The following is a 19,449-nucleotide window of genomic DNA, read 5'->3' on the forward strand; positions in this document are numbered from 1 at the left end:
CTCTCCTGCCTCGTGGCGGCCGCGCCGCCGTCTGTTCCCGGAGCGGTCATTGCCCTGCCGCCCCTCCCGGGAAAACCCGGAGCGCTTTAAGTATCGCCCGCGAAACCGGACCGACTATCGTCTTTATCGGACCGATGGGGCGACAATCGTGACGCGCTGGAAGCATTCCCGGTCAACCGCTTCTGGAAAATGATGTCCGGGCATGTATCATCGCTTTCCCGCCTCCGCGCGCGCCCGCGCCGCATTTTCGATCAGGAATTCACCATGCCCCGTCTGCCCAAGATGACTCCCGAGAAACTCGCCCCGGCCCAGGCCGACCTCTACGAGGCCATCACCGGAGGGGTCCGGTTCAAGTCCGGTCCCGGGATCGACATGATGGAATCGGACGGCACCCTGCGCGGCCCGTTCAATGCCTGGCTGCACATTCCCGAAACCGGACAGGCGGCGCAGCAGCTCGGCGTAAAACTGCGCTTCGAGAGCTCGCTTTCGGGTCCCGCCCGCGAGACCGCGATCCTCACCGTCGCCCGGCACTGGCGCTCGCAATATGAATGGTGGGCACACGAGCAGATCGCCCTGAAAGAAGGCATGACGCCGGAGGAGATCGCCGCGGTAAAGGCCGGCGAAGGACCGGACGGAAACCCGGAACTCGCCGCCATCCGGGCCTTCGTGGCCGAGCTGATGGAAACCGGCGACGTCACGGACCAGACCTACGAGACCGCGCACCGCCACACAGGCGACAAGGGCATGGCCGATCTCGTCACGCTCGCCGGCTATTACGCGATGATCTCCGCCAATCTCAACGTGTTCCGCGTCGCCGTGCCGGACGGCGAGACGCCGCCCTTCGAGGACTGACCCTTTTCCTCCGGCCGCCGGATCATTAAATAGGCCCCGCAAGATAAGATAGCGGCCGGATGGGGAGTGTTTCGGACATGGAGAACGGACAGGGGCTTCGCGCGCGGTTGCGCCATCTGGTCGACAGCAACGGATTTTCCAATCTCGTCACAGTCCTGATCGTTCTGAACGCAATCATCCTCGGGCTCGAGACCTGGCCAGTTGCCATGGAGATGGCGGGCCCGCTGCTGCGGGTCGTGGACCGTGTCCTCCTGGTCTGCTTCTGCGCCGAGTTGCTGATGAAGATGATCGGCCAGGGCCGCGACTTCGTGCGTCAGCCCTGGAACTGGTTCGATACCATCGTTGTCGGTATCGCCCTCGTGCCCAGCACCGGAGCCCTCTCCGTTCTGCGCGCCCTGCGCGTGCTAAGGGCGCTGCGCCTGCTCTCCATGGTGCCGCGCATGCGCATGGTGGTGGAGGCCCTGCTGCGCTCCCTCCCCGGCCTCGGCTCGATCGCCGGGCTCCTGCTGCTGGTCTATTACGTCTTTGCCGTGATGGCGACGAAGCTGTACGGCGGCGCTTTCCCCGAGTGGTTCGGCAATATCGGCGCCAGCATGTACAGCCTGTTCCAGATCATGACCCTGGAGAGCTGGTCCATGGGGATCGTCCGCCCGGTGATGGAAGTCTTCCCCTATGCCTGGGCGTTCTTCGTGCCGTTCATTCTGGTCGCGACCTTCACGATGCTGAACCTCTTCATCGCTATCATCGTGAACTCCATGCAATCGATCGCCGACGACGTGGCGCGCGAGCGGTCGGAGACCGCCACGGAGGAAATGAAGACCTTCACGCACGCCGACCATATGGAACTGCTGAACGAGCTGAAAGCCCTCCGCACCGAGATCCAGGAGCTGAAGGACCGCTAGGTTCGCGTCCAAAGCGCGAGCACAAAAAAACCGCCTCGCGGGCGGCTCGGGACTCTTATCTTGGAAAACGATCCGGGTCTTGGAAAACGATCCGGGCGCGGCAAACGCGCGCCCGGATCGAGTATCAGGATCAGCCGTTGACGGCCGACTTCAGGGCCTGACCAGCCTTGAATTTCGCCTGCTTGGAAGCAGCGATCTTGATGGTCTCGCCCGTACGCGGGTTCCGGCCCGTGGTGGCAGCCCGCTCAGAGACGGAGAAGGTGCCGAAGCCGACGAGGCGGACATCGCCACCCTTTTTCAGCGTGTCGGTGACCGCATCGATAACACCGTTGACCGCCGCTTCTGCCTGAGCCTGGGTGAGGCCGGTTTTGGAGGCGACCGCCGCGCTGAGTTCGGATTTATTCATGAACTGATCTCCCGTTATTGGATGGGCGGCAGTCTCTGGGATTCTCAATCCGCCTGCAAGCCCCGGAATCGCTTGGAAATATGAGTTTTCTCACGAGTTTCGCCGCAGTTTTTAGTCAAGCCTCGCCATCAAAAATTTTATCCCATTAAATCAAAGCGTTACGAAAATAGACGTTAAATTTCATGCCACCAAATCATCCATTCGCTGTAGGCCGCGAGAGCAAAAAAACCTCATGAAAACTGTGTTCTGGAGCTTTCCGGCAGCTCATCCGACGCCGATTCCGGTAGAATCAAGATCAAAGCAATTCGCCTATAATCCCATCAGATCGGAAAGTCATAGAGCCAGGCGGGATTCTCCAGGAAGCATTTGCGGGCGATTCCAGCGTCCGGAAACCAGGTTTTCGCCGCATGAAACAACCCGCCTGTGTCGACATCGCGTGAGGGTACGGATTCGGCCGGATCGGGAAGAGGGTCCGTATGCAGCGGCGTGTGCGGCCAGTCGCTGCCCCAGAGAATTCTGTCGGATGCCACCTCCGCAATCTCGTTCGCGAGGTCGGCGAACCAGGCCGCGTCGTTTCCGCGCGTCAACCGGTCGGTCCCCGAGAGCTTGATCCAGGCGCCCTCGCCGACCAACCTCAGTAGAGCTGCCCTCTCGGATTCCCGCGAGTCCGGCGGGAGAAATCCGAAATGATCCAAAACGAGCGCGCCGGATAGGTTTTGCTGCTGCTTCGTCAGGAAATCGAAGTCCCGCGGCGCGCAGAACACCTGAATGTGCCACCCGCTCCCGGCGAGCGCGGCGTCGATCTCCACCAATGTTTCTTCAAGCGGCCGCCCTCCGGTAGGGTTGGACAGGGTATTCAGCCGCAGGCCCCTGACGCCGGAGGCGTGCAAGCCTGCGAGCACCGCATCATCCAGGTCTTCCGGCTGGAGGACGGCAACTCCCCTGGCTCTTCCCGACATACTCGCGAGCGCATCGAGCAGGCAGGAATTGTCGGTACCGTAAACACTTGGCTGCACGATCACCGCGCGACAGACAGGCGTTCCCGCGAGACTTGTCCAATAGCGTTCGGCCTCGGCCGGGGCGGGCGCATAGCGCCGCTCTGGATCGAAAGGATAGGCTTCCGCCGAGCCGAAAATATGCATGTGGCAATCGATTGCGGCCGCCAGCGTCATCTTCCCACAATCCTTTCGAGATTTCCCGAACCCGAACACCGCAGGGTGAAATTGGCGATTATCGCGTCCGGCTTTTCACCATATTGTCTGCGGCCATCGGAATATGAAATGCCCCGGAGCCCCCACATGACCGACAAGATCCTGACCAGCCAGGACGGGAACATCGCCCGCATCGTCTTCAATCAGCCGGAAAAGCGCAATGCGGTGTCTCTGGAAATGTGGGAAGCCGTCGAACAGGCCCTCGACACTTATAAAGAGGACGACAGCGTTCGCGTGCTGATCCTCTCCGGCGCGGGCGGCAAGGCTTTCGTCTCTGGCGCCGATATCTCGAAATTCGAATCCGAACGGGCCAGCGCCGAGGGCGTGGCGCATTACAATGCGACGACCAAGCGGGTCTATGACAAGGTCGCCGGCTTCCCGAAGCCAGTGATCGCGCAGATCAACGGATTCTGCGTCGGTGGCGGCGTGGCACTCGCGGTTTGCTGCGACCTGCGCATCTGCGGGGAAGGCTCCCAGTTTGCGGTCCCCGCCGCCAAACTAGGCCTCGGCTATCCCTATGAGGGACTGCGGCGGCTGACCGGCGTGGTCGGCCCGAGCTTCGCCAAGGAAATCTTCTATACCGCGCGGCGATTCAGTTCCTCGGAGGCCTATGACATGGGCCTTGCAAATCGCGTCGTTCCCGACGCCGAGGTCGAGTCCTATTGCACCGAGTATGCGGAAACCATCGCCGGCAATGCGCCGCTGACCGTCAATTCGGTCAAGGCGATCGTCAACGAGGTGATGAAGGACGAAAGCGCGCGCGATCTCGAAATGTGCGCGCAGCTCGTCACCGATTGCTTCGCGAGCGAGGATTACATCGAAGGCCGCCGGGCCTTCATGGAAAAGCGCAAGCCGAACTTCACCGGCAAGTAACAACTTTCCCAACAGGTAAATTATGGACGAGACCCGCGCCCGGGCCCGCTTTGAAAGCGCGCTTGCCGATTATCGGCAGGAATTCGAGACCTTTTTCCTCGCCCGCCTGCTCGACCTCGGCTTCGAGTATGAGGAGGAACTTTGCAGAGTCCGGTTTCCCGTCGAGGAATTCCTCTTCAATCCCCAGGGCAGTCTCCACGGCGGCGCGATCGCGACCGTTATGGATATTTCCATGGGACATCTCCTGAAACACATGACCGGGACGGGTGGCGCGACTCTGGAGATGAAGGTGCAGTATCTGCGCCCCCTCACCTCCGGAACGGCCTGTTGCGAAGGCCGTGTGCTCCGGCGCGGACGCTCGCTCTGCTTTCTTGAGTCCCGGCTTTTCGACGAGAACGGCAAGCTTGCGGCTGTCGCAACGTCGACATGGAAGCTGCCCTCCGCCGGTTAGTTCCCGGCTAGGGAATATCGGCCGCCCGAAAAGTTGCCATGTCCGAGTTCCGGCGCTCCACGGGGCCGATCCGGTCGACCCACCTTGAAAAGGTCATACCGAGCAATCCCGTGGCAGGCCCGCCGTCCCTGTCGGCAAGCGGCAGAAGGATCCGCTCGCCGAAAGCGAAGCGGTTCACGGAATTGTAGACTTGGCCTTTCATGCAAACGACGAGCTCCTGCTTCACGACAGGTCGCCAGCGGCCGGTCACGAACTTCCGTCCCTGTTCCGAGAGCAGATCCCCCAACGTCTGGCCCTTGAGATTGCCGTGCCCGAAGGTCTCCGCGATCTCGGTTCCCGCAAGACGATAGCGAAAGACATCCGGCTCTTCGAAATCGACCAGATAGATCTTCGTGAGCAATGACCTGATCTCGCTTGGGTCGATATCCTGACGGCTCGGCAAGACGCGGCCAGCGCGTTTGCTGCACCAATAGTCGAACAGCTCCAGAGACTGCGGTTCCTCCAGAAAGTCCGAGACCTTGCCCGGTGCTCCCTTCCGATCTTCCGCTATCACGGAATCCATGCAGTTCCTTTCCGCTCGCTGCAGATTTTCGCCAACAAAACCAGCGCCTTGACCGCTTGAATATCACCATACGACATACATTATGCCGTCACGTGTCGTCCATCAGAAACGGCAGCAACTGCTCAAGCACCGTGCCCGGCGCTTCTTCCGGAAGGAAATGCCCGCAGGGAACCGCACCGCCGGTGACCTCCCCGTCACACCAGTTCCGCCACGTGTCGAGAGGATCGGCCGGGCCGCCGGGACCACCGAAACCGCGGACGCCTCCATAAAGAAAGAGCAATGGGCAGGCAAGCTTCCGTCCGGCCTCCCGGTCGTCCCTGTCATGCGCAACGTCTATCCCCGCGCCAGCCCTGTAATCCTCGCAGGTCCCCGCGATCACAGCCGGGTCCCGCATGGCTTCGAGATAGGCCCCCATCGCATGCGGATCGAACAGGAACTCCGGCGCCGCCCATTTGCGCATCAGATAGCCGTAGAAGAAATCCGGATCGGCGCCGATCAGCGTTTCCGGTACTGGCGCCGGCTGCGCAAGGAAGGACCAGTGGAACCCACCGACGGCGCCGGCAAGATCGAGCTTCTCCCACATCTCGAGCGTCGGAATTACGTCGAGCGAGCAGAACCGGGATACCCGCTCCGGGTGATCCATCGTCAGGCGGAAACCGACCCGTGCGCCACGGTCGTGACCGACGACCGCGAACCGCTCGTGACCGAGCGCAGCCATCACCTCGACCAGGTCCCGCGCCATCGCCCGCTTGCTGTGGGGAGCGTGGTCGTGGGACGGGGCGGGTTTTCCGCTGGCGCCATAGCCGCGCAGATCCGGCACAACGACGCTGAAGCGTTCGGCGAGCGTCGGTGCGATCCTGTGCCAACAGGCCCCGGTCTGCGGGAAACCGTGAATAAGGAGCACCGGATAACCGGTTCCCGCCGTGCGGACGAAAATCTCCGTATCCGCTACCGTGATCGTTTGCGTCTTGAAGCCTTCAAGCATTCTATTCTCCGTCTTTCCCGCCATCGCGCGCGAGTGCGGCGATAAATCCTGCGATCTTTCGAACCGTGATCTCCGGCGCTTCCAGGTGCGGCGCATGCCGGCAGTCGGGGATTAGAACCGTCTCGACCAGTCCTTCGACACGATCCGCGACAATCCGAACCTGCGCCTCGGTTCCGTACTGATCCTCCGCTCCCTGCAAACAAAGAATCGGAACCTCGATCCGGTCGAGACAGGAACGGATGTCCCAGGATTCGAAGCCCGGGTCGAGCCAGGCATCGTTCCAGCCACGGAAGGCGGCATCGACATTGTGGTGATATTTGGCAAGTCGCCCCCGCAGATCCGTCTCGGCATAGGCCGTGCGTGCCTCCGCGATCGATTTGAGCCCCATCTCCTCGGTAAAGAAATGCGGCGCCATGAGAACGAGCCCCCGCACGCGCGGATCGCGCACTATCCCGCAATGGAGTGCGGCGATCGAAGCTCCGTCGCTATGTCCGATCAGAACGATCTCGTTCGCACCCGACGCCGCGAGCACCTCCGGCAGCACATCGACCGCTTCCCGTGTCATATAGTTCAGCGGCCTCGGCAAGTCGCAGGGCTCCGACGCTCCGTACCCGGCGCGCGAATAGGCAAACACCCCGCATCCGGTCGCAGTGGAAAGCGCTTCAGGAAAGCCTCTCCAGAGCGCCACGCAGCCGAGGCCTTCATGCAGCAGAATCAGGGTTGGTCCGCTCCCCGGCGCGGGTCCATGCGCAATGGCTTCGAGTTCACGGCCGCCGGCCGAAATCCGCCCGCTGCGCTCCCCGCCGGACCAAAGAGCGGCCCTCTCATTCAGTTTGCCGGTCATCTGTCCCGTCCACGCCACAGTTGGGCAAAATGGGAGCATGGCCCGGGTCCGGGTTCAACCGCCGGAGGCGCAAGAGTGATTGATGCCATATGCACGAACGGACTGCTGCCGCAACGACGCTTGCCGCGAACGCCTACACTGAAAATAATGCATGCATTAATGCATACGTTAATTGATGCCGATGAAATGAGGCTCAGATGAAAAGCAACCGCGTCTATCGTATCGCGCTGTTCGACGGGGACGGAATTGGCCCGGAGATCATGGCGCCGACGCGCCAGCTCCTAGAAGATGTGTCTAAACGGATCGGGCGCAAGCTCGAATTTGAATCTCTGCCCGCCGGAGCGCAGCATTTCGCTCGGACCGGAGAGGCGCTGCCGGCGGATTCCATCGCCGCCGCACGCGATGCGGACGCCATCCTGCTATCTGCCATGGGCCTTCCCGACATTCGAAAGGAGGACGGGACCGAGATCACTCCGCAGATAGATATCCGCTTCGCCTTGGGGCTCTATGCAGGCGTCCGTCCGGTGAAACTATTCCCCGGTCAGCCCACGCCCCTCGCCGACAAACGAATCTTCAATACCGACTTCGTGCTCATCCGCGAGTCCACCGAGGGGCTTTTCGCCCACATGCACGAGGGTCAGGTCGTGGATAACGAATACGCGACCGAGACACTCCGAATCACCCGCGGGACCAGCGAGAAGCTGTTCGATTTTGCTTTCCGTCTCGCCGCGCGGCGGGCGGAGAAACTCGGTCGTCCGGGCAGGGTCACCTGCGTCGACAAGGCCAATGTGTTCCGGGCCTTCTGGTTTTTCCGTTCGATCTTCGAGGAGCGGGCAAAGGCCTTCCAGAACATCTCAGCCGACTGCGCCTATGTCGACGCTTTCGCCATGTGGATGGTGCAACGGCCCTGGGAGTTCGACGTTGTGGTCACGGAAAACATGTTCGGCGATATCCTTTCCGACCTCGGCGCCGGGATCATGGGGACACTCGGTCTCGCCCCCTCGGCGGATATCGGCGACAGCCATGCGGTCTTCCAGCCATGCCACGGCAGCGCACCAGACATCGCGGGCAAAGGTCTCGCCAATCCGCTCGCCATGTTCCTTTCCGCATCCATGATGCTCGACTGGCTTGCCGGGGAGCACGAGGACCCCGCGCTTGCCGAAGGCGCTCAGATGATCGACGCCGCGGTCGCCGCGATGCTGGACGAAGGCTCATTGCTCACCCGCGACCTCGGCGGCACTGCCGGCACAGAGGAACTGTCGAACGCAGTCCTGCGCCGGACCGCCGCATGACCGCCGGAGCCAAAGCCTACCGCGCCATGAAGGAGATGATCCTCGACGGCCGCCTGAAGCCGTCCGCCTCCTATCTGGAAACCGAGCTCGCCGAATGCATCGGCGTCAGCCGGACCCCGGTGCGCGAGGCCGGGCTCCGGCTCGAGCGCGAGGGGCTCGTAACGGTTCGACCGAGGCGCGGTATTCAGGTGTTGCCGGTCTCCGCGGAGGATATGGCGGAAATCTATCAATTACTGAGTGCGCTGGAACCACTCGCCGCGGAACTCGCAGCCAAACGCGGGCTCACCGAAGCCGAGGCCGAGGCCATGGAAAACGAGACCGCGCGGATGGAAAAGGCTCTCGAAGACGGCGACCTTGTCGCTTGGGCGGAGGCTGACGACGCTTTTCACGCCCTGCTCGTCGAAGCTTCGGGCAACTCACGCCTGATCGAGGCGACCAGCCGTTACAGGACGCAGGTCCACCGCGCCCGAATGGCCACATTGACCATGCGTCCACGCCCGCAACAATCGACCGAAGACCATCGTGCCCTGTTGTACTGTCTGCTCAAGCGCGATCCCGCCGGCGCCCGGGAAGTGCATTTCAGACACCGGCAGGCTGCGGGAAACATGCTCACCGAGCTCCTGTCCCGCCACCATCTCGACAATCTGTAACTCACCATCAGAGCGGAAGCCGCCCCCGGGACCACCCGCTCCTAGCTTTCCCAACTGATATAGAGCCCGATATCGCCGATCATTCCGCCGGGATATCCGAGGACACGCGCAATCAGACGGAATCCGCGGCCTTCGTTCAGCAGCTCGAACGCATCGCTCAGGCTCTTCGCATAGCCGCAGAGATGCTCGCGCCAATCGGACTCGCCGTTATTTATGCGCCGGCCATGATCTTCCAGGTAACTGGCCGGAAACCGGACGAGCTCAAGCTCGTAGAGACCCGCATCGACGGCTTTCTGAGCCAACCGGTTGTAATGAAGACGATCCTCTTCCGTGAAATGCCGCCGCATGAAGTCTTCATATTCCTTACGCTTTTCGGCATCGAGGGCACGCTCCTTTTCGGCTTTGGCCCGGGCTTCCCGAAGCGCGTGTTCCGCCATCTCCTCGCGCACTTGGCTCGCCGTACGTCCTTCGCCGGGTTTGGGAACGTTGAACTCTCTATCGGTCATCGCGATGCTCCATTTCCCAAGCGCGACCCTCGATCGGACCGCACCCTATGGTAGCGGATCAAACCGACTTAGACGCCCCTGAAAGAACACATCGGGAAAATGGTTCTCTCAAACGCTTAGCTCTCCCCACGCCAGACAGGGAGCAATTCATAGACGGTGCCTTCGAGGAGCTTGCTTCGATCAAGTATGGAGAGACCGTTTGCGCCGATGATCTCGAGGATCTCCTTCACATACTCGGCACCGCGCTCCGAGTAGCGCGAAAGGGCCACCGCGAGGGTCTTGCCGGACGGATTCGCACCCTGCCGCCGCAACGCCGCACGCGTCTCGCGAAACTCTGAATAGGCCCGGTGTGTATTGAGATTTTTCAGATAGCTCCGCACCGAGTTAAGAGGCGTGCGGAATGCAGCAACCTTGTGATCCCCTTTCTCCGCCCTCTGCTCCTCGGGCACCATTCCCTTCCGGCCGAAAGTCCATTGACCGAACAGGGCATTGCCTTCGATGGCAAAGCGGGAGGTTCCCCAGGCGCTCTCCGTCGCCGCCTGAGCGAGCGCGAGCGACGGAGGAACGATATCGATCCGGCGCTCCAGCGCGTTCAGGATCTTGGTGACCGAAATCACGTCCCCTCCCACCGGCACACCGTATCTCTGTGCAAAACGATGCAACTCTTTCAAATCATCGGCGTGCGGAATTCGAGACTCGCGAATGCGATCTCTCAGACTCAGAAACTCAGCGCGTTCCGACGCCACTTCTTCATTCGCGATGAGCACGAGTGGCAAGACCATGCGGAAGAACATCCGCTTTTTCCGCTCGACCGTGATCTCGTTCACGGTCACTTCACCAAACCGCTCGGGTACTCGAAGCAGCACCAGGCGGGGAACGTCAATCTGCCCGGCAAGCCAAGTCTCGGGCGTGTAATTCAACTCCCGGGTCAATGGCGCCAGCTCATCGAATGCGACAAATTCGACCCGCTCGACCGACCGGCCATCATATCGCGATGCCAAATTGTCGACCGGCTCCATGATCGGTGCCGTGCGGTTGAACGCATTGCAAATGACAAGCACGACAAGCGCGGCGGCAAAGGCCAACACGAAACGACCCATTCTGAAACCCCATCCGTTGGGCGAGCATTTCCGGAAAGCCTTTCGGACAGAGCCCGACAGTCCGGTTCAATGGCCAAAGATAGTGTGGATTACGCCGAAACTAAGGCCGGAAAAGGATATCCCCTAAGACATGGCCCCGATGCCGAATACAGCATAGCATGATGCCGATTGCGGATCCTCGTGCGGGAGCGAAGATGAGCGGCGATACGGCGGACACGACGACGACCGGGAAGCTCAACATCAAGCTGGTCGTAGCACTTGTCGTCACGGGCGGGACCGCGATCTGGGGCATCGCCGACACACAAGGTCTCGCGGATCTGGCTCAGCGCGTGGTCGGTTTCTATTTCACCAGCCGCGGCTGGTTCGTGATGCTGACCGTCAGCGCTTTACTGATCGCGGCAATCGCGCTCGCGCTTTCCCCGTACGGCACGATCGTCCTTGGCAGGGACGACGACAAACCTGAATTCTCGACCCCGGGCTGGCTCTCCATGCTGTTCGCGGCGGGCATGGGCGTCGGCCTGCTCTATTGGGGATCGGCCGAGCCGATCACGCACTATCTCCTCGGCATCGAATATATGGACAAGGGCCTGGCGGCGAGCCGCGCGCTCTTCATCACGAATTTCCATTGGGGCCTGCATGCCTGGGCGATCTACGCCATCCTCGGTCTGATCATCGCATACTTCAGCTTCCGGCGCGGCTATCCGATGCTGCTGAGCAAACCGATCGAGGTCGTCTTCGGACACCGGCGCTGGACCGCGGCGGCGGGCTGGCTCTGCGATGTCCTCGCGATCGTCGCGATCGCCATCGGTCTCGGCGGCTCCGTCGCCATGGGAGTCTTCCAGGTCCAGAGCGGCATCGAGAGCATTCTCGGCATGGAACCCGCCGGCCTTGCGCTTGCCCTGCCTGTCTTCGCCGTTCTCTGCGCCGTCTATGTCCTTCCACTGCTCGTCCCTCTCGACCGCGGCATGTCTCTGATGTCGGAAACAGCGATGCTCATCGCCGGCGGATTGATGATCTTCGTTCTGCTCGCCGGTCCGACCCACTACATCATGAACGCCATCGTGGAGCAGATCGGGGCCTATTTCGGCGGCGTCCTACAGCACGGTTTCGAAACCTATACGTTTTTCGACGAGCGGATCGGCGGCTGGTTTCAATCCTGGACGCTGACCTACATGGTCTGGTGGCTGGCTTGGGCCCCCTTCGTCGGAGTCTTTGTCGCCCGCATCTCCCGGGGCCGGACGATCCGGGAATTCGTGATCGGTGTGATTTTGGCCCCGACCGGGTTCTCCATGGCCTGGTTCGGCACCTTCGGCGCCGCCGGCTTTTACGACATCCTGCTTCGCCCAACCGGGATCCTCGCGGTGACGGAGAAAGATCCCGCCTATACCAGCTTCTTTCTGCTGCAGAACCTGCCGCTCTCCACGTTGACAAGCATCGCAACCATCGTGGCGGCCTTTCTGTTCATAGTGACCAGCGTGGTGAGCGCGGCCTTCGTCCTCGGCATGTTCTCCAGCGGCGGCGACCTCAATCCGAGCCGAAAAGTGAAATTGGCCTGGGGCGTCGTCCTCGGCGCGCTCGGGCTGGTAATGATCCTTTCCGGCAGCATCGACGCCGTGAAATCGATCATCGCGCTCGGCGCCATACCTTTCGTCTTTATCGTCCTGCTGCTGCTTGTCTGCTTCCTGAAAGCCCTGAAAGCGGAGCGCCCGAAATGAGCATTTTCCATTTCTTCGACATGCTCGGAAACGTGACGACCTTCGCCTTCATAGGTGCACTGATCTATCTCTATCTCCGCAAGGAGAAAGAGGATTGACTCAGGCTGCGCTCGGCTTGCTCTGCAGGCCGCCCTTCTCGCGAATGAAAGCGGCGATTTCGGCAACGCCCCGGCCGTTCTTCAGCTGCGTGAAGACGAAAGGGCGATCGCCGCGCTGACGCTTGGTATCCTCCGCCATGACGCCGAGATCGGCGCCAACCAGCGGTGCGAGATCGGTCTTGTTGATCACCAGAAGGTCGGAGCGGGTGATACCGGGGCCGCCCTTGCGCGGGATCTTTTCGCCGGCCGCAACGTCAATGACGTAGATCGTCAGGTCCGCCAGTTCCGGGCTGAATGTGGCCGCGAGATTGTCCCCGCCGGATTCGATCAGCGCCAGCTCCGCCGTCGGGAAGGACGTCCCCATCGTGTCGATGGCCGCAAGGTTGATCGAGGCGTCCTCGCGGATCGCGGTGTGCGGGCAGCCGCCGGTCTCCACCCCCATGATCCTCTCCGCCGCGATCGCGCCGGTGCGGGTCAGGATCTTCTGATCCTCCTTAGTGTAGATATCGTTGGTGATCACGAACATGTCCGTGTCCCGGCTCATCTCCCGGCAGAGCATCTCACAGAGCGCCGTCTTGCCGGAGCCCACCGGCCCGCCGATCCCGACCCGAAGCGGTCCCGTCGTCATCTTTTCCTCCTTCACGATCTGAACAGCCGGCCGTCCATGGCCTCGTGCTGCAGTGAACTCCACTCCGCCATCAGCGCGGCGCTGCCGATATCCTCAACTCCGAGCCCCCGGCTGTCACGCCAGACGGTCTCGACACCGCTTTCGAGCGCGGCGATCACCTTCTGCCCGTCCGTCTGGCCGAGAGGAACGGCGCGCACCGCTGCCGAGACAAGATTATGCACGAAGGCCTGCAGAAACAGCGGCCCCGCGAGTTCGAGCCCAATGCCCGAGGCGGCGGTAACGGCACCATAGGCCACGGCCAGCGGCGGGGCCGGCGGCAAAGCCAGGGCCTCGAACTCCGGCCAGGCCGCGCACACTGTCTTCAGGAAGGCTGCTCCCTGCGAGGTCGCTTCCAGCCTGAGCTCCGCGGTCGGAATCAGGGCCAGGGCGAGTTGCGAGAGTTCCGCCAGTCCTGCCGCGTCCCGTTCCGCCGCATGGCGCCAGGCCGCAGAAAGCAGGATCGCGTCGTTCCGTCCGGTACCAAACTGGAGAAGTCCTCCGATCCAGTCCTCAAGCGTCGCCGCGTCGCGCACCAGATCCGCCTCGATCGCCGCCTCTATCCCGTGGCTGTAGCTGTAGGCCCCGACCGGAAAGGACGGGGAAAGCCACGACTGCAGGCGGAGCGCGGCGCGGATACCTCCACACTCAGCCATGATGATGGGAATGGCCGTGACGGTGGTCATGGTCGTGGTCATGCGCGTGATCGTGTGAATGGGCATGTCCGTGATCGTAGGCCCCGCCTTCCGGTTGAAACGGTAAAACCGTCTCCGTGACCGTCGCGCCGAGCCCGCGCAGCATGTCGGCGATGACATGATCCGGGCGCAGCAGGATCGCCCCTTCTGAAATCTGCGCCGGCAAATGCCGATTGCCGATATGCCAGGCGAGCCGCAGCAGGTGATGCGGCGACGACGCCTTCACCTCCATCACCGCCTCCGGCGCCGCGGCAACACGAATCCAGCCACCGCTTTCCAGCTCCAGTCCGTCTCCGTCCGCGAGCGCCACCGCACGCGGCAGATCGAGCAGAACCGCATTGCCGCCGTCCGTATCGAGCCGGATGCGGCGCCGGTGACGATCGTCGAAGGCGAGCGTCACCTGATCCGCCTGGCCGGCCGCATTCCAACTGCCCGCCGGCGCGTGCGCAACAGCGCGTCCGAGGTCCTTCGTCACAGTCATAGCCTCCGCCATGCGCCGTTCAATACATGAAATAGCGCTGCGCCATAGGCAGTTCCGTCGCCGGCTCGCAGGTCAGAAGCTCGCCGTCGGCGCGCACTTCGTAGGTCTCCGGGTCGACCTCGATATCCGGCGTCGCATCGTTCAGGACCATCGATTTCTTGGTGATCCCCGCCCGCGTGTTGCGCACGGGAAGAACCTGTTTCTCCAACCCGAACCGTGCGCCGACACTGGCTTCGATCGCCGCATCGCTGACAAAGGTGACGGAACTCTTGTGCAGGGATCGGCCGAAGCTGCCAAACATCGGCCGATAGTGCTGCGGCTGCGGCGTTGGGATCGAGGCGTTCGGATCTCCCATGATCGAGGCGGCGATAGTACCGCATTTCAGCACCATGTCCGGCTTCACCCCGAAGAAGGCCGGCGACCAGATCACCAGATCCGCCAGCTTGCCGACCTCGACGGAACCGACATGGGCGTCGATGCCGTGCGCGATCGCCGGATTGATGGTGTATTTGGCGATATAGCGACGGGCGCGGAAATTGTCGTTGTCGCCTTTTTCGTCCGGTAGCCGCCCGAACTGCTTCTTCATCTTGTCGGCCGTCTGCCAGGTCCGGATCAGCACCTCGCCGACCCGGCCCATCGCCTGACTATCGGAGGCAATGATCGAGAAGGCGCCCCGGTCGTGCAGGATATCCTCCGCAGCGATGGTCTCGCGCCGGATCCGGCTTTCCGCGAAGGCAACGTCTTCCGGGATGCTCTTCGAAAGGTGATGGCAGACCATGAGCATGTCGAGATGCTCATCGATCGTGTTCACCGTGAAAGGCCGCGTCGGATTGGTCGAGGACGGGATGACATTGTCGAGGCCACAGACCTTGATGATGTCAGGTGCATGCCCGCCTCCCGCGCCCTCGGTATGGAAGGCATGGATGGTGCGCCCCTTGAAGGCGCCGACAGAGTTCTCGACGAAGCCGGACTCGTTCAGCGTATCGGTATGGATCAGGACCTGGACGTCCATCTCGTCGGCAACGGAGAGACAGGTATCGATCGCCGCCGGTGTGGTGCCCCAGTCCTCGTGCAGTTTGAGACCGCAGGCTCCGGCCCTGACCTGCTCGCGCAAACCTTCCGGCTGGCTCGCATTGCCTTTGCCGAAGAAGCCGAGATTCATCGGGAAAGCGTCCGCTGCCTGAAGCATCCGCTCCATGTGCCACGGGCCCGGCGTACAAGTCGTTGCGTTCGTGCCGGTCGCCGGTCCTGTGCCTCCGCCCATCATGGTCGTGACGCCGGAATTGAGCGCCTCGTCGATCTGCTGCGGACAGATGAAATGGATATGTACGTCCAGGCCACCGGCGGTGATGATCTTGCCTTCGCCCGCGATGGCTTCCGTGCCCGGTCCAACAATGATGTTCACGCCGCTCTGCACGTCCGGGTTACCGGCCTTGCCGATGGCGAAAATACGGCCGTCCTTGATCCCGATATCGGCCTTCACCACGCCCCAGTGATCCAGTATCAGGGCATTTGTGATCACCGTATCGACAGCACCGTCTGCCCGAGAGACCTGGGACTGCCCCATGCCGTCGCGGATCACCTTGCCGCCGCCGAACTTCACCTCTTCGCCGTAGAAGGTCCGGTCCTCTTCGACCTCGATGATGAGGTCGGTATCGGCAAGCCGCACCTTGTCGCCCACGGTCGGGCCGAACATGCCCGCATAGTCCTGCCGCGAAATCCTGTATGGCATGTCAGGCGCCCTCCCCGGACTCGTCCAGCGGCCCCATGACCGCCTGATTGAAACCGTAGACCTTGCGCTCGCCCTGGAACGGCACGAGATCGACTGTCCTTGTCTGCCCCGGCTCGAACCGGACAGCCGTTCCCGACGGAATGTCCAGACGCCGCCCCCGCGCCGCTTCCCGGTCGAAAGAAAGCCCCGGATTGGTTTCGGCAAAATGATAATGGGAGCCGACCTGCACCGGCCGGTCGCCGGTATTCGCAACCTCGACGGTGATGGCTTCGGCGCCCTCGTTCAGAACGATCTCGCCCTTGGCAGCGATGATTTCCCCTGGGATCATGGCACCCTCCTAGCGGATCGGATCATGGACGGTGACCAGCTTGGTTCCGTCCGGAAAGGTGGCTTCGACCTGGACCTCGTGAATCATCTCCGCGATCCCGTCCATCACGTCGGCCTTTTTCACCACCGTCGCGCCGGCCGCCATGAGGTCGGCGACCGACCTTCCGTCCCGCGCGCCTTCGACGACATAGTCCGTGATCAGCGCGATCGCCTCCGGGTAATTGAGCTTCACGCCCCGCTCCAGCCGGCCGCGAGCGACCATGGCCGCAACCGAGACCAGCAGCTTGTCCTTTTCCCTCGGTGTCAGATTCACCTCAGTCTCCCCTCCGAAAGCCCATTCAAATTCGCCAAATAACGGGCAGCTGCACCGGCAATCCCAGCCACCGCGCCCGCGCCTCGCCCCAGAATGCGCCGACCGCGTCCCTGAGGCGCATTGCGTCCGCGCCGAGCCAGCGCATCGCGAGAAGGTGGTCGTCGACCGCCGTCACGCCCGAGCGGACCGCCGAGCCGCCGTCCGAAAGTATTTCTCGCGCCCAATCAAGATCGTCTGCCGCGTTCCGCCGGGAAAACAGCGCAGTCGCGAAACAGGTCACTCCACGCATCGCGGAGGCCGGGCCCGCAGCCCCCGCCGCATCGCCGAGATCAAATCGATCAGCCCAGACCAGCTTGCCGTCACGCCGATAATCCCAGTGCTCACGGTACCGTCCGCAGGTCAGCGTCTCGCCCATGGCGGACCGCCCGAGTACCGAAATCGCTCCCGCCAGCATCGTGGCCGAAGACGAGACGTCGAAGCGGACCTGCTGGCGAAAGAGCGCGCGGTCGAAGACGATGGTCCCCTGGGGTAGCCACTCGAAAGCGGCATTCTCGCCGACATCGAACGAGAACCGGTTTTCCGCCTCGCTGCCTGTCGAGCGATAGACCTTTTCCGCCGCCTGTGCCGCGAGCGTCAGTTTCGTGTGCCGCCCGAGGTTTACCTCTGTCTGGTAATCGTCGCCGCCGACAATCCCGCCGGAGAGATTGCCGATCACGGCCGTCAACGTCTCGCCGACGCCCGGCCTTGGGATGAACAGGCGCAAGGGCTGCGCCGAATAGAGTTCCGATACGGCCGGGCGGCCGTCATCGTCGGTTACGGAGAGGCGCGCGACGCCACGGGTCGTGTTCCGCGAAAGCGGTTCGGAAAGTGCGGCAGCCACGGCGCTCACGGCCGAGCTCCCCGCCCCGGTACGTTCCGAGATTTTCGCGATTTACCGCCCAACTGGTGCCCCCGTTTTTTTGTTTGTTACGGCAAGCTCCGTGCCAGAGCCGGAGCCTCCCGGCGGAAACCGGAAACTGCCCCGGAAATCAAAGCGCACAACGCCGATACCCGCAACCGGTCGCTCCCGTTGCGGACGACGATCGCCCACCGCACGGGCAATCCCTCTGAAAATGCTTAATCCTTGAGCAATTATGCCGGGTCCAAAACGCGCCGGGAGAACCAGTTCTGTAGCAGCGGGCGGTAGCGCGAGAGTTCATCAGCTACGGCCGGAAAGCGCCCCAACGCAGTCCGATAGGCCTCCGCCCGTGCCGGGATCGCGACCTGCAACCCCATTTCCGGGATCAGCAGCTCGAGCCAGGTGAAAGTGATCGGAAACCCGCAATCTCCGAGGGTGAGCCAATCTTCCGGCGGAGCGCTCTCGAGCAACAGATCCAGACCGTCGAGCCGGTCCGCCAATTCTTCCTCAAGCATCTCTTTGTCGAAGCCTTCGCGCACGGCCCGCCGGATGAACGGAAACATCTTTCTCACCGCAGGCTCCAGCCGCGTGTCGTGATAGCGCGAACGTTCCCGCACCCGAGCCCGCTCGGACGGCTCCCGCGGCAGCATGGGCGGTTCGGGGCGGGTCTCGTTCAGATATTCCGCGATCGCCTCCGAATCCGAGAGGAGCACGCCGTCGTCCCGGAGCGCGGGAAGGTTTCCGGCCGGCACGATTGCGCGATACTCGGCCGAGCCATAACCGCCCGGCGGAGCGATCTCCTCCCATTCAAGTCCCTTGTGGCGCAACAGGATGCGCAATTTCGCGCAATACAGACTTGGCGCGTAAGCATAAACGCGGAGCATGAGCCGGCCCTCCCGCGGGGCAAATCAACAACGATATCTTTCAGTCAGACAGCCAAACACTCAAGCTTGCTCTGCGTCCGCGCAGGCGGTCAGAAGAACGTCACTTTACATTATTGTGCGTTGCATCATAATTCTTCGCAGTCGCAGCATTCGAGGGCCTGCAATGTTTTCTCTTGAAGGTACGACCGCGCTGATCATCGGCATCGCGAACGATCAGTCCATCGCCTGGGGATGCGCGAAAGCGCTGAAGGACAGGGGTGCGAAACTCGCCGTTACGTACCTGAACGAGAAGGCGGAACCTCATGTACGCCCGCTTGCCGAACGATTGGAAGCGGATATCGTCCTGCCGCTCGATGTCCGGGACGAGAACCAGATGGACCGGGTCTTTGCAGAGATCGAGAACCGCTGGGGACGTCTGGACACGCTCCTTCACTCGATCGCCTTCTGCCCGAAAGAAGACCTGCACGGCCGTGTCATCGATTGCTCGGCGCACGGTTTCTCCACCGCGATGGATATATCCGTCCATTCCTTCCTGCGGCTGATTCGGCGCTCCGAACCCTTGATGCAGAATGGCGGCACTTGCATGACGGTCAGCTTTTACGGCGCCGAACGCGTGGTCGACCATTACAACATCATGGGGCCGGTTAAGGCCGCGCTGGAATCCGCGACCCGGTACGTCGCCGCCGAACTCGGGCCCAAAGGCATCTCGGTCCATGCGCTCTCTCCCGGCCCTCTGAAGACCAGGGCGGCCTCGGGAATCGATTATTTCGACGAACTGATGAACCAGGCGGCGGAGCGAGCTCCCACCCACCGCCTCGCGACGATCGATGATGTCGGCGCGTTCGCAACCTTCCTGGCCAGTCGCGAAGCTGCCAATGTCACCGGCGGCATCCATTACATTGATGGCGGATACAGCGTCGTCGCATAGGGTGACAGCGACTGCCGCAGCTTCTAGACTTCTGTGCTACAATCGTAAATCCGTTCGCGCTGGAGTATCCGGGATCTGGC

At 62.1% G+C, this 19,449-nt stretch carries 23 protein-coding genes; 8 read left to right on the plus strand and 15 right to left on the minus strand.

What is annotated here, in order from left to right:
- Window positions 1-264 precede the first annotated feature (264 nt).
- Together NUH88_RS02950 and NUH88_RS02955 are read left to right on the plus strand one after the other, a co-directional pair.
- A complete protein-coding gene (locus NUH88_RS02950) occupies window positions 265-852 on the plus strand; it encodes a carboxymuconolactone decarboxylase family protein (RefSeq protein WP_257769870.1) in 588 nt (195 codons plus the stop codon).
- Between the two features lie 77 nt (window positions 853-929).
- Window positions 930-1,754: an ion transporter gene (locus NUH88_RS02955; protein ID WP_257769871.1), complete on the plus strand. Its 825-nt coding sequence runs from the start codon at window positions 930-932 to the stop codon at window positions 1,752-1,754.
- Between the two features lie 130 nt (window positions 1,755-1,884).
- On the opposite strand, the gene NUH88_RS02960 is transcribed toward NUH88_RS02955, so the two are convergent.
- Window positions 1,885-2,160 (minus strand): HU family DNA-binding protein, encoded by a 276-nt coding sequence (locus NUH88_RS02960; RefSeq protein WP_257769872.1) that lies wholly within the window; start codon window positions 2,158-2,160, stop codon window positions 1,885-1,887.
- Between the two features lie 320 nt (window positions 2,161-2,480).
- Entirely contained in the window at window positions 2,481-3,332 is an 852-nt protein-coding gene (locus NUH88_RS02965) for an amidohydrolase family protein (RefSeq protein WP_257769873.1), read from the minus strand.
- Between the two features lie 126 nt (window positions 3,333-3,458).
- On the opposite strand from NUH88_RS02965, the gene NUH88_RS02970 reads away from it, so the two are divergent.
- Both NUH88_RS02970 and NUH88_RS02975 read left to right on the plus strand, forming a co-directional pair.
- Window positions 3,459-4,244, plus strand: coding sequence for an enoyl-CoA hydratase (locus NUH88_RS02970; RefSeq protein ID WP_257769874.1), 786 nt, complete (start codon window positions 3,459-3,461; stop codon window positions 4,242-4,244).
- A gap of 22 nt (window positions 4,245-4,266) precedes the next feature.
- Complete coding sequence (locus tag NUH88_RS02975; RefSeq protein ID WP_257769875.1) at window positions 4,267-4,695, plus strand: PaaI family thioesterase; 429 nt, start codon at window positions 4,267-4,269, stop codon at window positions 4,693-4,695.
- Between the two features lie 7 nt (window positions 4,696-4,702).
- Here the strand turns inward: NUH88_RS02975 and NUH88_RS02980 are convergent, their stop codons facing one another.
- The 3 genes from NUH88_RS02980 to NUH88_RS02990 form a co-directional block, all read right to left on the minus strand.
- On the minus strand, window positions 4,703-5,257 hold the full coding sequence (locus tag NUH88_RS02980) for a PAS domain-containing protein (protein WP_257769876.1): 555 nt from the start codon (window positions 5,255-5,257) through the stop codon (window positions 4,703-4,705).
- Between the two features lie 88 nt (window positions 5,258-5,345).
- Window positions 5,346-6,242 carry an alpha/beta fold hydrolase gene (locus tag NUH88_RS02985; protein ID WP_257769877.1) on the minus strand — a complete coding sequence of 299 codons (897 nt, stop codon included), beginning with the start codon at window positions 6,240-6,242 and terminating at the stop codon, window positions 5,346-5,348.
- Between the two features lies 1 nt (window position 6,243).
- Entirely contained in the window at window positions 6,244-7,086 is an 843-nt protein-coding gene (locus tag NUH88_RS02990; protein WP_257769878.1) for an alpha/beta fold hydrolase, read from the minus strand.
- Between the two features lie 197 nt (window positions 7,087-7,283).
- Here NUH88_RS02990 and NUH88_RS02995 point away from each other — a divergent pair, with 197 nt between their 5' ends.
- The gene (locus NUH88_RS02995; protein WP_257769879.1) at window positions 7,284-8,378 is read left to right on the plus strand and encodes an isocitrate/isopropylmalate dehydrogenase family protein; all 1,095 of its coding nucleotides are present in this window, start codon (window positions 7,284-7,286) and stop codon (window positions 8,376-8,378) included.
- The gene (locus NUH88_RS03000; protein WP_257769880.1) at window positions 8,375-9,028 is read left to right on the plus strand and encodes a GntR family transcriptional regulator; all 654 of its coding nucleotides are present in this window, start codon (window positions 8,375-8,377) and stop codon (window positions 9,026-9,028) included. Before NUH88_RS02995 ends, NUH88_RS03000 begins: the two co-directional genes overlap by 4 nt.
- A 41-nt stretch (window positions 9,029-9,069) precedes the next feature.
- Here NUH88_RS03000 and NUH88_RS03005 read toward each other — a convergent pair whose 3' ends face one another.
- Together NUH88_RS03005 and NUH88_RS03010 are read right to left on the minus strand one after the other, a co-directional pair.
- Complete coding sequence (locus NUH88_RS03005) at window positions 9,070-9,534, minus strand: hypothetical protein (protein ID WP_257769881.1); 465 nt, start codon at window positions 9,532-9,534, stop codon at window positions 9,070-9,072.
- 116 nt (window positions 9,535-9,650) lie between these two features.
- Window positions 9,651-10,634, minus strand: a complete 984-nt coding sequence (locus NUH88_RS03010) for a glucosaminidase domain-containing protein (RefSeq protein WP_257769883.1) — start codon at window positions 10,632-10,634, stop codon at window positions 9,651-9,653.
- A gap of 194 nt (window positions 10,635-10,828) precedes the next feature.
- On the opposite strand from NUH88_RS03010, the gene NUH88_RS03015 reads away from it, so the two are divergent.
- A complete protein-coding gene (locus NUH88_RS03015; protein WP_257769885.1) occupies window positions 10,829-12,349 on the plus strand; it encodes a BCCT family transporter in 1,521 nt (506 codons plus the stop codon).
- 99 nt (window positions 12,350-12,448) lie between these two features.
- Here NUH88_RS03015 and ureG read toward each other — a convergent pair whose 3' ends face one another.
- The 8 genes from ureG to NUH88_RS03055 form a co-directional block, all read right to left on the minus strand.
- On the minus strand, window positions 12,449-13,075 hold the full coding sequence (gene ureG, locus NUH88_RS03020) for an urease accessory protein UreG (protein WP_257769887.1): 627 nt from the start codon (window positions 13,073-13,075) through the stop codon (window positions 12,449-12,451).
- A gap of 11 nt (window positions 13,076-13,086) precedes the next feature.
- Complete coding sequence (locus tag NUH88_RS03025) at window positions 13,087-13,809, minus strand: urease accessory protein UreF (RefSeq protein ID WP_257769889.1); 723 nt, start codon at window positions 13,807-13,809, stop codon at window positions 13,087-13,089.
- Window positions 13,760-14,281 carry an urease accessory protein UreE gene (gene ureE / locus NUH88_RS03030; protein ID WP_257769890.1) on the minus strand — a complete coding sequence of 174 codons (522 nt, stop codon included), beginning with the start codon at window positions 14,279-14,281 and terminating at the stop codon, window positions 13,760-13,762. The genes NUH88_RS03025 and ureE overlap by 50 nt, the downstream gene beginning before the upstream one ends.
- A gap of 25 nt (window positions 14,282-14,306) precedes the next feature.
- The gene (gene ureC, locus NUH88_RS03035; RefSeq protein WP_257769892.1) at window positions 14,307-16,019 is read right to left on the minus strand and encodes an urease subunit alpha; all 1,713 of its coding nucleotides are present in this window, start codon (window positions 16,017-16,019) and stop codon (window positions 14,307-14,309) included.
- Window position 16,020: 1 nt separating this feature from the next.
- Entirely contained in the window at window positions 16,021-16,347 is a 327-nt protein-coding gene (locus NUH88_RS03040; protein WP_257769894.1) for an urease subunit beta, read from the minus strand.
- Window positions 16,348-16,356: 9 nt separating this feature from the next.
- Entirely contained in the window at window positions 16,357-16,659 is a 303-nt protein-coding gene (locus NUH88_RS03045) for an urease subunit gamma (RefSeq protein ID WP_257769895.1), read from the minus strand.
- A 25-nt stretch (window positions 16,660-16,684) separates the two neighbouring features.
- A complete protein-coding gene (locus tag NUH88_RS03050) occupies window positions 16,685-17,548 on the minus strand; it encodes an urease accessory protein UreD (RefSeq protein ID WP_257769896.1) in 864 nt (287 codons plus the stop codon).
- A gap of 242 nt (window positions 17,549-17,790) precedes the next feature.
- Entirely contained in the window at window positions 17,791-18,441 is a 651-nt protein-coding gene (locus NUH88_RS03055) for a glutathione S-transferase family protein (RefSeq protein ID WP_257769897.1), read from the minus strand.
- A gap of 163 nt (window positions 18,442-18,604) precedes the next feature.
- Here NUH88_RS03055 and fabI point away from each other — a divergent pair, with 163 nt between their 5' ends.
- A complete protein-coding gene (gene fabI, locus NUH88_RS03060; protein ID WP_257769898.1) occupies window positions 18,605-19,369 on the plus strand; it encodes an enoyl-ACP reductase FabI in 765 nt (254 codons plus the stop codon).
- Window positions 19,370-19,449: the final 80 nt, after the last annotated feature.

The sequence above is a fragment of the Nisaea acidiphila genome (genome assembly GCF_024662015.1).
Lineage (GTDB): Bacteria > Pseudomonadota > Alphaproteobacteria > Thalassobaculales > Thalassobaculaceae > Nisaea > Nisaea acidiphila.